13 protein-coding genes and 1 pseudogene are annotated in these 15,275 nt (G+C 72.4%); 8 read left to right on the top strand and 6 right to left on the bottom strand.

Features of this window, described 5'->3' with window-relative positions:
- Nucleotides 1-184: 184 nt before the first annotated feature.
- Nucleotides 185-1,534 carry a cation:proton antiporter gene (locus JYK04_RS03985; protein WP_189746611.1) on the top strand — a complete coding sequence of 450 codons (1,350 nt, stop codon included), beginning with the start codon at nt 185-187 and terminating at the stop codon, nt 1,532-1,534.
- On the opposite strand, the gene JYK04_RS03980 is transcribed toward JYK04_RS03985, so the two are convergent.
- The 3 genes from JYK04_RS03980 to JYK04_RS03970 form a co-directional block, all read right to left on the bottom strand.
- Nucleotides 1,488-2,279: a polysaccharide deacetylase family protein gene (locus JYK04_RS03980; RefSeq protein WP_237410254.1), complete on the bottom strand. Its 792-nt coding sequence runs from the start codon at nt 2,277-2,279 to the stop codon at nt 1,488-1,490. The two genes, JYK04_RS03985 and JYK04_RS03980, sit on opposite strands and share 47 nt — an antisense overlap.
- A 126-nt stretch (nt 2,280-2,405) precedes the next feature.
- A complete protein-coding gene (locus tag JYK04_RS03975) occupies nt 2,406-2,948 on the bottom strand; it encodes a heme-binding beta-barrel domain-containing protein (RefSeq protein WP_189746607.1) in 543 nt (180 codons plus the stop codon).
- A gap of 136 nt (nt 2,949-3,084) precedes the next feature.
- Nucleotides 3,085-3,420, bottom strand: a complete 336-nt coding sequence (locus tag JYK04_RS03970) for a lysine transporter LysE (RefSeq protein ID WP_189746605.1) — start codon at nt 3,418-3,420, stop codon at nt 3,085-3,087.
- 275 nt (nt 3,421-3,695) lie between these two features.
- Here JYK04_RS03970 and JYK04_RS03965 point away from each other — a divergent pair, with 275 nt between their 5' ends.
- Nucleotides 3,696-4,424: a DUF4328 domain-containing protein gene (locus JYK04_RS03965; RefSeq protein WP_189746603.1), complete on the top strand. Its 729-nt coding sequence runs from the start codon at nt 3,696-3,698 to the stop codon at nt 4,422-4,424.
- 13 nt (nt 4,425-4,437) lie between these two features.
- On the opposite strand, the gene JYK04_RS03960 is transcribed toward JYK04_RS03965, so the two are convergent.
- The gene (locus JYK04_RS03960) at nt 4,438-5,331 is read right to left on the bottom strand and encodes a LysR family transcriptional regulator (protein ID WP_189746601.1); all 894 of its coding nucleotides are present in this window, start codon (nt 5,329-5,331) and stop codon (nt 4,438-4,440) included.
- 172 nt (nt 5,332-5,503) lie between these two features.
- Between JYK04_RS03960 and JYK04_RS03955 the strand changes: the two genes are divergently transcribed.
- From JYK04_RS03955 to JYK04_RS03935, 5 genes and pseudogenes are all read left to right on the top strand, one after another.
- Nucleotides 5,504-6,145 carry a hemerythrin domain-containing protein gene (locus JYK04_RS03955; RefSeq protein ID WP_189746599.1) on the top strand — a complete coding sequence of 214 codons (642 nt, stop codon included), beginning with the start codon at nt 5,504-5,506 and terminating at the stop codon, nt 6,143-6,145.
- Between the two features lie 65 nt (nt 6,146-6,210).
- Nucleotides 6,211-7,212 carry a GNAT family N-acetyltransferase gene (locus JYK04_RS03950; protein WP_189746597.1) on the top strand — a complete coding sequence of 334 codons (1,002 nt, stop codon included), beginning with the start codon at nt 6,211-6,213 and terminating at the stop codon, nt 7,210-7,212.
- A gap of 80 nt (nt 7,213-7,292) precedes the next feature.
- Nucleotides 7,293-8,507: pseudogene (locus tag JYK04_RS03945) on the top strand (glycosyltransferase); the annotation flags it as partial.
- Between the two features lie 15 nt (nt 8,508-8,522).
- A complete protein-coding gene (locus JYK04_RS03940; RefSeq protein ID WP_202186095.1) occupies nt 8,523-9,260 on the top strand; it encodes an SAM-dependent methyltransferase in 738 nt (245 codons plus the stop codon).
- A gap of 97 nt (nt 9,261-9,357) precedes the next feature.
- Nucleotides 9,358-10,227 carry an alpha/beta fold hydrolase gene (locus JYK04_RS03935; RefSeq protein ID WP_189746593.1) on the top strand — a complete coding sequence of 290 codons (870 nt, stop codon included), beginning with the start codon at nt 9,358-9,360 and terminating at the stop codon, nt 10,225-10,227.
- A gap of 114 nt (nt 10,228-10,341) precedes the next feature.
- Here the strand turns inward: JYK04_RS03935 and fusA are convergent, their stop codons facing one another.
- Entirely contained in the window at nt 10,342-12,417 is a 2,076-nt protein-coding gene (gene fusA / locus JYK04_RS03930; RefSeq protein WP_189746591.1) for an elongation factor G, read from the bottom strand.
- 510 nt (nt 12,418-12,927) lie between these two features.
- On the opposite strand from fusA, the gene JYK04_RS03925 reads away from it, so the two are divergent.
- Nucleotides 12,928-13,812, top strand: coding sequence for a nuclease (locus JYK04_RS03925; RefSeq protein ID WP_308431138.1), 885 nt, complete (start codon nt 12,928-12,930; stop codon nt 13,810-13,812).
- A 39-nt stretch (nt 13,813-13,851) separates the two neighbouring features.
- Here the strand turns inward: JYK04_RS03925 and JYK04_RS03920 are convergent, their stop codons facing one another.
- On the bottom strand, nt 13,852-15,228 hold the full coding sequence (locus JYK04_RS03920; RefSeq protein WP_373297520.1) for a sensor histidine kinase: 1,377 nt from the start codon (nt 15,226-15,228) through the stop codon (nt 13,852-13,854).
- Nucleotides 15,229-15,275 lie beyond the last annotated feature (47 nt).

The following is a 15,275-nucleotide window of genomic DNA, read 5'->3' as shown; positions in this document are numbered from 1 at the left end:
GCCCAGGCGCGCACCGTATTCTCCGCCCACCGAACCGCCCACCGAACCGCCCACCGAACCGTCCGCTGAACGGCGCGCCCTCGTGCCGACGTGTCAGGGGTAGCGGTACGCGGCCCCTCGAGCCCAGGCCCCGCACCCCCCCGCACCTCCCGCACCTCCCGCGACTCCTGCGAAAGGAACGAGGATGACGGCGACCGACACGATCCGGCTGCTGGCGGCACTCGCCCTGATCTGCGCCGCCGCCCACGGATGCGGCTTCCTCTTCGGTGCCCTGCGCCAACCGCCGGTCATCGGCGAGGTCGTCGCAGGCATCCTGCTGGGCCCCTCGCTCCTCGGGCTGGTCGTCCCCGGGGCCAGGGCAGCCCTGTTCCCCGCTTCCGGTCCGGTGGCCAGCGCCCTGGACGCGATCTACCAAATGGGCCAGTTACTGCTGATGTTCCTGGCCGGCGCGGAGCTACGGATCCGGGCGGGCGGCCGGGAACGCCGTACGGGGGCGATCGTCGCGGCGGCCGGACTGGTGGTGCCCTTCGCGGCCGGCGCGGCCCTCGCGGCACTGGTCCCGGGCGTGTTCGCGGGCCCCCGGGGTTCCACGGTGACCACAGCCCTCGTCGTGGGACTGGCGATGGCGGTCGCGGCCATCCCGGTCATCTCCCGCATCATGATGGACCTGGGGATCATGGACACCGCCTTCGGCCGGATCGTCCTGATGGTCGCCGTGATCGAGGACGTCATCCTCTACGTCGTCCTCGCCGTGGTCCTCGGCCTCGCCCGCTCCGGCACCGGCCACTCGACCGGCCTGTGGGACGTGATCGGCACCACCGCGGTCGCGCCGACGGCCGTGTACTTCACCGCCGTCAGCCTGCTGTTCTTCGCCGCGAGCCTGACCTGGGGCGCCCGCCTCTTCACCCGACTGGCCGGGCATCGCGCCAACATCGTCGCCCGGCAGAGCCCGGTCGCCTTCCGGCTGATCTTCCTGTGCGTCATGGTGCTGCTGTGCCTGGGCCTCGGCATCAACGCGGTGTTCGGCGCGCTGATGGCCGGCATCTGTGCCGCCCGCGGCGACCAGGCGGCGGCCGAGGAGGGGTCGGCCGCCGAAGCCGGACCGGCCGTATGGGCGGCCATCCGGCAGTTCTCGACGGCGTTCTTCATCCCCGTCTTCTTCGTCCTGGTCGGCATGCGCCTGGACCTGGTCCGCGCCTTCGACCCGCTGTTCTTCCTGTGGTTCCTGACGCTCGCCTGCGGCATCAAGACGATCAGCATCTGGGCCGCGGCCCGCCTGGCCGGAGAGGACCCGCTCTTCTCCGCGTCCCTCGCCTTCGCCCTCAACGCCCGGGGCACGATCGGCATCGTGCTCGCCGGAGTCACCCGTCAGGCGGAACTCGTGGGCGACCGGTTCTTCGTGGTCCTGGTCCTCGTCTCCCTGGTGACCTGTCAGATCGCGGGCCACCGGCTGGCGAAGGCCGCGGACCGCCTCAGGACGGCGACCGTCACCGGACCTCCGCCGCGGGTTCGAGGAACCGGCGCAGGTCGATGACCTCGTAGCCCTCGGCCACCGCGGCGTCGACGATCAGGGGAAGGGCTTCGGCGTCGAGGACGACGCCGGAGCCGTTGCCGCCGACGTGCATCTGGATGATCGCCCCGGGAGCGAAGGCGTCGACGGCCCGTTCCACGGCCTTGTCCACGCTCATGCCGCCCTGCGGGCCGAGGTAGCCGTTCGTGTCGGTGCTGAACTCGACCACCGCGTAGCCCAGGTCGTTGACGTCGGCGATGGACTCCGCAGTGGTGGAGCTGTAGGGGAACCGGAAGAACGGCAGGGGCTCGGTCCCGGACGCCGCCCGGATGGCCGCGTCGGCTTCGCGTACCTCGTCGGCCCGCTCGGCGGTGCTGAGGTCGTCGAAGTAGGGGTGGCTGTACGAGTGGTTGCCGAGCCCGTGCCCCGCGTCGGCGATGGAGCGCACCGCCGCGGGGTGGGCCTCGGCGAACTCGCCGGTCGGGAAGAAGGTGGCGGGCAGTTTCCGCCGGCGCAGTTCGGCCAGCACCGTGTCGATCCCGTCGACGTCCCAGGCGGCGTTGAAGGTGAGGGCCAGGACCTTGCGGGTGGTGGGGAGCCGGCGGATCTCGTCACCGAGCAGCGAGGCCGGCGGACGGGGACCGGCGGCGGCCCGGGCGGCTCGCCCCGCCGCGGCCGCGGCGGGGGAGGAGGCTGCGAACCCGGCGAGTCCCGCGAGCCCGGCGAACCCCGCGCACAGCAGGCCCGCCAGCGCGGAGCGTCGTTCCACATCCACCACGGTCACTCCCCACGGTCACGGCCTTCGGCTCCGGCCTGTCACCGACTATGCGACGGCGCGGTCCGCAGCATCCGCAGCCCGTGCCGGGGCACCCGGGTGATCTCCCGCAGACGCCGCCTACGACGGGCGCCGCCGCAGGTGCGTCGTGAGGTGGTGCTGCAGGGGCTGTCCCACGGCGGCCATGTCGTGGACGACGGTCATCCCGTCGTTCTCGACCGTGTAGTGCCGCCGTGTGCCGGTGACCTCCTTGGCCAGCGGGGTCAGCGCCACGTCCTTGGTCTCGATCTCGATCTCCGGACCGGACACCCGCCCGACGTACGTCTCGACGACGCCCGTGGGGTGGGCGAGCACGACCTCGAGCACGGCGTCGGGAGTCACCCGCCACCATCCGGCCTCACGGCTCGCGGGCCGCACGGGCGCCCCGGACCCGTCGATCAGCCACGCGCGGGCCTCGTAGCGCAGGAAGGGGCGGCCGTCGTGGCTGAAGGTGATCTCCTGCTCGTAGCGGAAGTCCTTCTCGAGGGTCGGGTACTCGCCCTGCCCCCGGCCGTGCCAGCGCCCCAGCAGGGGCAGTACGGGCCGCAGCAGCGGGTGCGGCTCGGGGCCCTCGCCGAGGACGTGGCTGTCAGGGTAGGGATTTTCCTGCACCGGCTCGAACATGTTCACCTTGTCTGTCTGCGAGTACCGCCGATTCCCGCAGCTTAAGGGCTGCGCTCGACCAGTGAGGGAAGCACCGGAACGACGCCCGGGAACGCCTCGACCGCACCCGGCCCGGCGTGCGGGGAGCCGAGCGCGGTCAGAGGCAGTCGCAGCCGGTCGCGTAGAACAACAGGAAGACGGCCGTCCCCGCAGTCAGGGCGAAGCCGGCCGTGGTCAGGGCGGCGAGGCCCCGACGACGACCCTTCGCGGGGCCGCGGAAGGTCTGCCAGGCGCCGTGGGCGAGGAAGAGACTGAGCAGTCCGGCCCCCGCGATGGTCAAGCGCGGGCTGAAGGACCAGATCGCGTAGGCGATCAGAACCAGGCCGCCGAGCAGGGCGCAGGCGAGCAGGTTCAGGATCGCCTCGCCGACGGTTTCCCCCACGGCCTCGATCAGGAACTCGCCGACGCCCTTCACCACCCTGCGGACCCCCATGACGCCCCTCCACCCCTCGCGTACGGCGGCCCCGCACGGAGCCCGGTATCGAGGACCCGCGCCGGGCCGAAATGGTTGCCGGGCGCTCGGGAGTGGCCGGCCACGGCGCACGGTCCCGGGGGTATGACCGGTTCCCGATGGTCGTCGTGTTGATGGGTCCTGTCTGACCTGGGGAAACCAGCGTGACGCGGGCGGCCCCCCTGCCGTAGGTTCCTCCCTGGCCCGCCCTGTCCGGCGGGTCCTTTTCGTGTCCTGTACCCGTGGGGGTTCTCAGCATGTCCGTTGCTCCGGTCGGTCCGCCGGCTCCGTCCCCGTATGCCGCGCTCGACGGGAAGGGCGCGCGGCTGCGTGCGCCCGTAGGCCTGGCCATCGCACTGGCCGCGTTGTTCGCGCTGGTCATCGGGATCGCCTGCTACGCCGTGTACGCCGACTGGAACACCCGCGCGCTCATGGAGGGACTCCTCACGGATCCCGCCGCGGTCAGCGATGCCGAGCTGGACCGCGGCGCGCGACTGACCGGCCTGGTCGGCACGATCCAGGGCAACGCCCTGTTCGTGACGGGCATCGTCTTCATCATCTGGTTCCACCGGGTGCGCACGAACGCCGAGGTGTTCGCGCCGGGCGCGGACAAGCTCGCGGGCGGCTGGGCGATCGGTGCCTGGTTCGTACCGCTCGCCAACTTCTGGCTTCCGTACCGGATCGCGGTGAAGACCTGGGGGTCGAGCACCCCCTACGGGGATGACGCGGGCTACCGGAGGTTCTCGTTGACCCTGGTCAACCTGTGGTGGGGCACCTTCGTCCTGTCCCGGCTCCTGGGCTGGTACGGGGGCATGTCCTACAGCCGTGCCCAGAGCCCCGGCGCCGCGCGCGACGCGGCCACCACGATGCTGGTCGGCGACGTCCTCGACATCGTGGCCGCCGTCCTCGCGGTGCTCTTCGTCCGCAGGCTGACGGCCATGCAGCAGGCCAGGGCCGCGCAGGGGCCCGCCGCCGCAGCGGTGTAGCCGAAGCCTCCCCTCAGAAGCGGAACACGCCGAGGTCCCGCACGGTGTCGGCCAGGGCGCGGACGAGGTCGTTCTCGGCTTCGGTGCGCCAGACCAGGGCGAAGTGCAGGGCGGGCATGTCGGGGAGGGGAAGCCATCGGATGTTCGACATGCCCCAGTGCCGGGTGACATGGCCGGGGAAGGTGTGGATGATCTCGCCCATGCCGACGTGGTTGATCAGCTGATCGGCGTTGTCCGAGGCGGCGGACGCGATGCGCTCGATGGGCCGGCCCCGCGGGGTGTGGAAGGGCAGGTAGCTGTCCTCCCAGTAGTCCGGCAGGCCGTGGGCGGTGCCGTGCGGGAAGTCGGCGAGGAGTTCCAGGGGCACCGAGTCCCGTCTCGCGAGCCGGTGGTCGGCGGCCACGGCGAGGATCCGGGAGTCGGTGCACAGGATCGGCCCGACGGTGAAGTCCGGCTCCTCCACCGGCAGCCAGATGACCGCGACGTCCATCGCGCCGCTGCGGAGCTGGCCGAACACATCGGTGAAGGTCAACTGGCGGACCCGGAGCCCCCAGTGCGGGTACCGCGCGCGGAACGCCTTCCAGTAGGGGTGCAGATCGGCGACGTTGAAGGGCATCACGCTGACGCGGAGCTGCGCGGTGATGCCGCGGGCCGCCAACTGGGCGCGCTCCAGGGATTCGTGCAGGCCCGCGTAGACCGGTTGCAGATCGTCGCGGAACTGGCGGCCGACCTCCGTCAGGCGCACCGTGCGGCTGGTACGGGCGAACAACTCGGCCCCGATGCGCCGTTCCTGCTTCTTGATGGCCTGGCTGACACGCGCCTGCGAGACGTGCAGCCGCTGTGCGGTCCGGCCGAAGTGCAGCTCCTCGGCCAGTACCAGGAAGATCTCGATGTCCCGCAGCTCCACCGGCCCACGGCCCTCCGTCGATAACCTGGCGGTTATCGAACCGCGCACAAATGTTCCTTGATCATACGCGCGAACCGCAAGATCTTTGAGGCATGCAGTCACGCGTGCACACACTCCCCTTCGTACGGTCGGACGCGATGAGGCGCTCCGCCGGAACCTCCGTGAACCGCCCATGAGCGATGCCATCGACCTGACCGTGATGTACGCGATGCACGACGCCCTGCGCCGGGAACTGGCCCAACTGGACCGGCTCACCATCGCCGTGGACCATGACCCGCGGCAGGTCCTGGCCACCGCTGCAGGATGGACCCTGTTCAAGAAGGCACTCCATGCCCACCACGCGGCCGAGGACGGCGCGCTGTGGCCGTCGCTGCGGCGGAATCTGGCCGGCCGGCCGAAGGACCTGGCGCTGCTGGAGGTGATGGAGGCCGAACATGCCGCCATCGCCACGGTGATCCAGGCCATCGACGGCGCGCTGACCGACCCCGGTGCCGGCGCGCTGCGCTTGGGCCAGCTCGCCGACGCGCTGACCCGCGGCCTGGGAGGCCACCTCGAACACGAGGAGGAAACGGCGCTCCCGCTGGTCCGGCGGGAGCTGACAGCCGAGCAGTGGGGCCACTTCAGCCGGGTCCAGGCCGAGTACATCGACCAGGACGCACCACTGCTGCTGCCGTGGCTGCTCGACGGCGCCGACGAGCCGACGGCGAACAGGCTCCTCGCCCGGCTGTCCCCACCCGCCTACGCCGCCTGCACCGCCCGGTGGATCCCGGCGTACGCCGACCTCGACCGCTGGAGTCCGGGTGCTGCGGCCTGACGCAGCCTCATCATCAGCCCGCCGCTTGGCGGTCCACGACCGACCCGACCACGAAAGCCATCACCTTGTCCGAATCCGTACGTGTCAGTCCGCTTGAGCGTGTTTCGGCCGCCGAGGCCGCCGCGTGGCATCAGGTCGTCGCGGCCTCGATCTCCCACGACCTGCCCGGTGTGCCGGCCCCCGACCCCGGACAGGTCCACGCCCGGCTCACCGGGCCCGCTCTGGGCAGCCGCCGGCTGGCCTGGCTGGCCACCGGTGCCGACGGCGTCCCCGTCGGCATCGCCGGCCTGCGGGTGTTCACCTCCCCGGGCCAGGACCACCTGGCCGAACTGGAACTCCACGTCCACCCCGCGCACCGCCACCGGGGAGCCGGCTCCCGCCTGCTGTCCGCCGTCGTGGCGGCCTGCCGCACGGAGAACCGGCGCAGCCTCGTCACGGCGGCCGCGGACGCCGGCCCGGGCCAGGCCTTCGGCGAACGGAGGGGATTCCACCGCGTCCTCACCCTGGACCACCTCGTCCTGCGCCTCGACGACCTGCCCGGAGCCGGCCTGCCGCGGACCGCCGCCACCGCGCCTCCCGGCTACCGGCCGGCCGCCTGGACCGGCACGGTCCCCGACGACCTCGCCGACGCCTTCGCCCAGGCCAAGAACGCCATGAACGACATGCCCATGGGAGAGATGGACTACGGCCGCGTGGCATGGGACGGCGACCGCGTCCGCGCCATGGCGAAGGTGATCGCCGACCGCGGCGACACCCTGCTGACCACCGCCGCCGTCCACGACGACGGCACCCTCGCCGGATACACCGAGATCCTGCTCCCCCAGGGCTCCGGGCCCCGCGCCCAGCAGTACGACACGGCGGTCGTCCCCGCACACCGCGGTCACGGCCTCGGACGGTGGGTCAAAACCGCCATGGCCCACCGCCTGCGCACCGAACATCCCGACGTCGTCGAGATCGAGACGGACAACGCCGCCGACAACACCCACATGCTGGCCGTCAACCACCAGCTCGGATACCGCCCCTACCGGCGCACACACGAGCTCCAACTCGACATACCCGCGAACTGACCTCGCCCAGGCGCCCCTTCACGACCGGGTTCGCGCAGACGAATCCGGACATCAGAATCTACGGAAATGAGAACCACCACATGCGTGTGTTGTTGATGGCCTACGGGTCGCGCGGCGACATCGAGCCGATGGCCGGACTCGGCGTGCAGCTGCGGGCACTCGGTGCGGACGTACGGGTCTGTGCGCCGCCGGACTTCGCGGACTTCCTCGACGGCGTCGGCCTGCCGCTGGTGCCGATCGGCTCGCCGGTGCGCGAGATCGTGAAGGGGGCGGTGACCGGCAAGACGCCGATGCCGGCGGCGGGACTGCCCGAGCGCGCGGCCGCGATGCTCGCCATGACGTACGAAGCGGTCGTCCCGGCGGCCGAGGGATGTGACGTGATGGTGGCGACCGGCCTGCTCCCGGCCGCGGCCGGTGCGCGGCTGGCAGCCGAGAAGCTCGGTATCCCCTACAGGTTCGTGGCCTACTTCCCGGCCTATCTGCCGTCGCCGCACCATCCCCCGTTCGAACGGCCGGGCCGGCCGTTCCCGCCCGGAGTGACCGACAACCAGGCGCTGTGGGACCTGGACATCGAGACCATGAACGTCCTCTTCGGGGTGGGGCTCAACACCCACCGGGCGTCGATCGGACTGCCCCCGGTGGACCACTTCCGCGACTACGTCCTCACCGACCGGCCGTGGCTGGCGGCGGACCCGGTCCTGAGCCCCTGGCAGGAGCCGGCAGACCTCGACGTCGTACAGACCGGCGCGTGGATACGGTCGGACGAACGCCCGCTCCCGGCCGACCTGGAGGCGTTCCTGGACGCCGGCACGCCACCGGTGTACGTGGGCTTCGGCAGCATTCCCGTGCGCAACGCGGAGGACGTCGCCCGGGCCGCCATCGAAGCGGTCCGCGCGCAGGGCCGCCGCGTACTCGTCGCGCAAGGCTGGGCGGACCTGGCCCTGATCGACGACCGGGACGACTGCTTCGCCATCGGCGAGGTCAACCAGCAGGCACTGTTCCGCCGGGTGGCCGCCGTCGTGCACCACGGCGGCGCGGGCACCACGACGACGGCCGCCCGGGCGGGCGCCCCCCAGGTGGTGGTACCGCAGATGGCGGACCAGCCGTACTGGGCCGGCCGCGTGGCCGAGCTGGGCATCGGCGCGGCCCACGACGGACCGACCCCGACCTTCGAGTCCCTGTCGGCCGCACTCGGGATCGCCCTGACCCCCGAAACGGAAGCACGGGCGAAGGCCGTCGCCGACACGATCCGCACCGACGGGACGGCGGTGGCCGCGAAACTGCTCCTCGACTCGGAGTCCGCCGCGCCGATGAGCCGCGAACAGATCTCCGCGATCGCCCATGCCGACCACCCGATCAAGTCTCCGCTCGCCGACGAATCGGTCAGCCGCCTGCTCGAACGCGGCCTGCCGCGGGGCGACGAGCGCGTGCTCGACCTCGGATGCGGCACGGCGGAATGGCTTCTGCGCGCGCTGGAGACGCGCCCGCAGCTGCACGCCGAGGGCGTCGACGTCTCCGAAGTCGCCCTGGCGCAGGCCCGCCAGGCGGCCGGCACCCGCGGAGTCGACGAGCGGCTGGTCCTCCACCAGCAGGCGGCCGCGGACTTCGTCTCCGCACGGCCGTTCGACCTGGTGATCAGCGTCGGCGCCGCGCACGCCTTCGGCGGGCTGCTCCCCACCCTCGCCGCGGCCCGGGGGCACCTGGCTCCCGGCGGTCGCGTGCTGATCGGTGAGTCGTTCTGGGACCGCGCCCCTTCACCCGAGGCCGTCGAGATGTTCGGTGAACTCGCCGACCTGGCATCCACGGTGGACCAGGTCGTCGCCGACGGATGGACACCCGTCCACGCCCATGTCAGCACCCGCGGTGAGCTGGACGCATACGAGTGGGCCTGCTGGGGCTCGCTGGCCGCATGGGCTCTGGACCACCCTGACGATCCGGCCGCCGCACAGGCGTTGGAGACGGCCACCGCCGCGCGTTCGGAGTGGCTGCACGTGTACCGGGACAGCTTCGGCTTCCTCTGCCTGGTCCTGCGCCGAACGTCGGACTGATCGAGTCCGCTCCCTGCCCGTCAGAGCCCGTCAGAGCCCGTCAGGGCCCGCCATGACCGCCGCAGAACTGCTGCGGCGGGGAAAGTTGAGTACACCGATGCAACCGACGTTCGTACTGGTCCACGGAGCCTTCGCGAACTCCTTCTCCTTCGCGCCCCTCCAGGCCGAACTCGGCCTCCTCGGGCACCGATCGGTCGCCGTCGACCTGCCCGGCCACGGCTTCCGGGCGACCTTCACCCGCGCCTATCAGGCACCGCAGGACGCCGAGGGGCTCGCCACCGCGCCCGGCTCGATCAAGGGCGTCACCCTCGCCGACAACGTCGCGCACCTGATCGGGATCCTCGAACGGGCCAAGCGGAACGGCCCCGTCATCCTCGTCGGTCACAGCCGGGGCGGCATCACGATCACGGCAGCGGCCAACGCACGCCCGGACCTGATCGACCGCATCGTCTACGTCTCGGCCTGGTGCCCGGTCCGGCTCGACGTCGGCGACTACTACGCCGAGCCGGAGATGGCCGGGGTCGACCCCGCCGCCTTCGCCTCGGCGCTGGCCGGGAACCCCGCCGAGCTCGGTCTGCTGCGCGTCAACTTCCGCACGGCGAACCCGGACTCGCTCGCCGCGTTCAAGGAGGCCTTCTTCGCCGACGGCACCGACGAGCAGTTCCTGACCTTCCTGAACACCTTCCAGCCGGACGAGAACCTGGACGTCGGCGGCTCCGCCGACCGGGCGCAGGCCGCCACCTGGGGCCGCGTCCCGAAGACCTACGTTCGCCTGGCCGACGACGCGAGCCTGCCCCTCGCCCTACAGGACCGGCTGATCCGCGAGGGCGACGAGCTGACGCCGGACAACCCCTACGACGTCCGCACGCTGGCGGGCAGCCACCTGAAGTGGCTGGTCGATCCGGCGCCGGCGGCGCGCGCCCTGGGTGAACTCGCCACGCTGCCGGCCCCGTCCGCCCGGGCGTGACCGGAACCGGGTGACCGGTTCGGCGGACCCTCGATGCGGTTCGCCCGGGCGGCTGCCCCGCCCCCGGCAAACGGGGGTGGGGCGGGGCGGCCGTCCGGCGGTCACCCGGCGGTCTCAACGGACCGGCAGGGTCCCCGCGACCGAGGCCGGGACCGGTGCGAGACCGGCCGGCCGGGTGGTGAAGGCGCCCCGGCCCTGCGTCCGGCCGCGCAGCCGGGACGCGTAGCCGAACAGCTCGGCCAGCGGCACGGCCGCCGTGATCACCGCGGTGCCGGCCTCGGCAGTGGAACCTGAGACCCGGCCGCGGCGGGCCGCGAGATCACCCAGCACACTCCCGACACCGTCCTCCGGAACCGTCACCGTGACCTCGACGAGCGGTTCCAGGAGCTCCATCGTGCTCAGGCGCAGGGCTTCGCGCAGCCCGAACCTGCCCGCCGCGCGGAACGCCATCTCCGAGGAGTCCTTGGAGTGGGTCGCCCCGTCGGTGAGCGTGACCCGCAGCCCCGTCACCGGGAACCCGCCGAGCGGGCCCTCGGCGAGCGCGTCCCGGCAGCCGGTCTCCACGGCGCGCGCGTACTCCTGCGGTACGCGACCGCCGACGACCGTCGACCGGAATTCGAAGCACGGCTCCTCCAGCGGCTCGACGTCGAGGACGACGTGCGCGAACTGACCCGCGCCACCGTCCTGTTTGACATGCCGGTGGACGAGGCCGCTGACGCCGCGCACGACGGTCTCCCGGTAGGAGACCTGCGGCCGGCCGACGACGACCTCCACCCCGTGGCCGCTGCGGATCTTCTCCACCGCGACCTCCAGGTGCAGCTCGCCCATCCCCGAGAGCACCGTCTGGCCGCTCTCCGCGTCGGACCGCACCACCAGCGACGGGTCCTCCTCGGCGAGCCGCGCCAGCGCCGCCGAGAGCCGGCCCGTGTCGCTGTTGCGGCGGGCCTCGACCGCGACCGACACCACCGGCTCGGCCACCGACGGCGGTTCGAGGACCAGCGGGGTGCCCGGCGCGCACAGGGTCGTGCCCGCCCGGGCGGCCTTCAGCCCGATCACCGCGACGATGTCACCGGCCACCGCCTCCTCCCGTTCCTCGTGCCGGTCGGCCTGGACCCGCAGGATCCGGCCGACCCGCTCCGTACGGCCCGTGGCCGGGTCCAGTACCGTCTCGCCCTTGCGCAGGGTGCCCGCGTAGACCCGCAGGTACGTGAGCCGCCCGGTCGCCGTCGCCGTCACCTTGAAGGCGAGGGCCGTGAACGGCTCCGCCGGGTCGGGGGCGCGCTCCTGCTCCACGCCGTCCGCCCGCAGCCCCCGTACCGGAGGCATGTCGGCGGGCGACGGCAGGTACGAGAGGACGGCGTCCAGGAGCGGCTCGATCCCGCGGTTGCGGTACGCCGACCCGCACAGCACCACGACACCGTCACCGTGCAGCGTCAGCTCCCGCAGGGCGCGGACCAGGGTCCGCTCCGTCAGGGCCGAGGCCGAGCAGAACTCCTCCAGGGCGTCGGCGTGCAGTTCCGCCACCGTCTCCTCCAGGAGCCGGCGGCGCCGGGCCGCCTCCTCCCGCAGGGGCTCGGGGACCGGGCCCTCCCGGTAGCCGTCCGAGCCGGCCCGCCAGTGCAGCGAGCGCATCGCCAGCAGGTCGACGACACCGGAGAACGTGCCCTCCGCTCCGATGGGCAGCTGTACCACCAGCGGAACGACGCCCAGGCGCTCGCGGATCGACGCGACCGCCGTGTCGAGGTCGGCGCCCGCCCGGTCCAGCTTGTTGACGAACGCGATCCGCGGCACACCGTGCCGGTCGGCCTGCCGCCACACCGTCTCGCTCTGCGGTTCCACGCCGGCCACGGCGTCGAACACCGCGACCGCCCCGTCCAGCACCCGCAGGGAACGTTCGACCTCGTCGGAGAAGTCGACGTGACCCGGGGTGTCGATCAGGTTCACGCGATGGCCGTCCCACGCACAGCTCACGGCCGCGGCGAAGATGGTGATGCCGCGATCGCGTTCCTGGGGGTCGTAGTCGGTGACGGTGGTTCCGTGATGGACCTCGCCGCGCTGGTGGATGGCACCGGTCGCGAAGAGGATCCGTTCGGCGACGGTGGTCTTGCCCGCGTCGACGTGGGCGAGGATGCCCAGGTTGCGGACGGTGGTGGGGGAGGAGAGGGTGCGGGGCTGCCTGTTGGCGCGCATGGCCGGAGGCCTTTCGGATGTGAAGGGGAAGAGGGCAGCGCGATTCCCGGGAGCCGTTCCCGGCCCGTCCTCGGTCCGCCCCGGCCGCCGCAGCGCGCAGCGGCGTCGCCGGCCCGTCCGGAAGGAGTCCGGGCAGGAGGACGTACGGGCTCACGGGCTCGCGGGCGTACGGAAGGCAGGAGGGAACGGAAACCCTAGAAGCGGGTCTCGGGCGTACGGTGACGGCCGCGCAGCCGGCACCGCGCGCTGCGAGACACCGGGATCACGTCGTACCGGGTCGGGGGAGCGAAGGCGGCGGTGCGGTACGTGCACATGGCGCGGCTCCCCTTCTCTTCACTCGGCATCAGGCGCGCGGTGCCCTGTCGGCAGCGCGCACGGCGAGTCTAGTGATCGCGTCTTGCCGGGGCACGGGGTTTTACGGCGCTTCCCGGAGGCCGCGACGTGTACTGTCAGTGACGTACTGCTACTGAAAGTGATCGCTCGGTTGCGTCCGTGGGAGTCGTCGTGTCCATGCTGCTGATCAGAGGGTCGTTCCGGGTGAACGGCGGAGCCAGGCCGGACGGGGACACCGTCCCCTTCACCCCGGACGACGTGGCGGACTGGAAACTCGTGCCGGGGTGCACCGGGGTCCTGCCCAAGGCGGACGGTCGTGTCTCCGTACGCCTGGAGGGCATCGACGCACTGGAGACCCACTACACGAACGGCAGCTACGGGCCGGAGCGGCGCCAGCCGACCGAGTACGCGCGCAAGGCCGCCCATGCCCTGCTGACCTGGCTCCGCTTCACCAGCATCGAGTGGCACGACGACGGGACGGTCACCACCGAACCCGACAGGGTGCCCGGCTACATCCTCACCAGCGGTACCGACATGTTCGGCCGCTGCCTGGCACTGGTCGGCCGAGACACCCCACCCGCGTACAGCGGCTATCGGATCGATGTCGACAAGAAGAGGCTGGAGCGGACCGCCAACCATCACCTGCTCTCGATCGGTCTGGCCTACCCGACCTTCTACGAGGGCCTGCCCGTGGACCTGCGGGACGGGCTCAAGGCCGCCGCCCTGGCGGCGAAGGGGGACACACCGCCGCGGGGGCTGTGGGCGAAGGACGTGACCGTCGAAGGGGCGAAGATCGACGGCATCCGCTCGATCACGGACGACGACACCGGAGTGGTGATCCTCCCCAAGCTCTTCCGCCGGATGAAGGACTACTTCGACTTCGACCCGGAGAACTGCTCACTGGCCGGCTTCCCCGCCTTCCTGGCCGGGTCCGAGGACAAGTACCGCATCCTGCCCGGCGACGAGGTCCTCACCGGCTTCCACCGGCTGGTCGAGATCACGGACGATCAGATCCTGCGGATGACCCACCCCAGCGAGGACGTCCTCTTCGTGAACGGGTGAGCAGGGGCCACCCCGGCCACCGCGGCCACCCCCGCCCCGTCAGGGCCGGGGCGTCGTCGGCATGCGCAGCACCAGCCGCGCGCCGGCGGCTCCGTCCGCGCCGCCCTCGGCCGTGAGCGTTCCGCCGTGGTGGGTGCTCAGGTCGCGGGCGATGGCGAGCCCCAGGCCGGCTCCGCCGTGGTCGCGGCTGCGCGAGTCGTCGAGACGCGTGAAGCGCTCGAAGATCCGCTCCCGGTCGGCCGCCGGGATCCCGGGGCCGTCGTCGGCGACCTCCAGTACGGCCGCGCCCGGACCCGCCCCCTTCGTGGTGCGCAGGGTGACGTCCACGCGCCCGTCCGCGTAGCGCTGCGCGTTGTCGACGAGGTTGGTGACGATCCGGCCGAGCCACAGCGCGCCCGCCGTGACCTCCACATCCGGTTCCAGCCGCAGCCGTACGGGGACCCGGTCGCCGAGCCGGCCCTCCACCACCTCGCGCACCAGGGCCGTCAGGTCCAGCGGGGCTGCGGCCACCGGCTGGGCCGCGTCGATCCGGGCGAGCAGCAGCAGGTCGGCCGTGAGGTGCTGGAGCCGTTCGATGTCCTCGAGGGCCCCGGAGATCAGCTCGGGCCACAGTTCCGGGTCCTGTACGGCCAGCGCCACCTCCAGCTGGGTGCGCAGGACGGTGATGGGGCTGCGCAGTTCGTGGGAGGCGTCGGCGATGAACTGCCGCTGGCGGATCCCGGAGGCCTCCAGCCGGTCCAGGGTGGCGTTCATGGTCTCGGCCAGCCGGGCGACCTCATCGCGGGTGGCGGGCACCGGCACCCGGCGGTGCAGGCCGCGGTCGGAGATCTCGGCGACCTCGGCCCGGATCTCCTCCACCGGCCGCAGCGCATGGCCGGTGACCCGCCAGGTCACGAAGGCGACGGTGGCGAGCAGCAGGGGCATGCCGATGACGAGGGCGGCGGTGGTCGTGTCGTCGGCCGCGTCCGCGTCCCGCAGGGAGGCGCCGGCGTAGACGGTGGCCATGCCGTCCGGCGTCTGCGTGACGACCTGGACGACCCGCTGCCGGTACTCACCGTCCACCGGCCGGACCCGCCACGTGTGGAACCGGGTTCCGGGAGCGCCGGGACCGGGCGGCGGGAAGGCCGGTGCGCCGGCCAGGTTCGGGCTGGCGAACAGGACGCGTCCGTCGGCACCCACCACCTGGACGAAGTCGATGCCGCGGGCCGGCGGCCGTACGCGGCCCAGCCTCCCGGTGGCGGCGAGCTGCGCCACGGTCTCGGCCTGGCGCCGGGCGTCGTTCTCCGCGTTGCGGAGCAGGTTCGCCTCCAGCAGCCCGAGCAGGGCGAACGAGGCGAGGGCGAGGGCCGCGGCCACCACCACGCACGCGCCCACCGTGGCCCGCGCCCGTACGGTGGTGGGCCACAGCCGCCGCAGCACCGGCCACCGGCGCAGCACCGCGCCCGGGACCGCGCGCAGGGCGG

The organism is Streptomyces nojiriensis (genome assembly GCF_017639205.1).
Lineage (GTDB): Bacteria > Actinomycetota > Actinomycetes > Streptomycetales > Streptomycetaceae > Streptomyces > Streptomyces nojiriensis.
The sequence above is the reverse complement of the archived record's forward strand: the minus strand, read 5'-3'. Positions and strand labels throughout refer to the sequence as shown.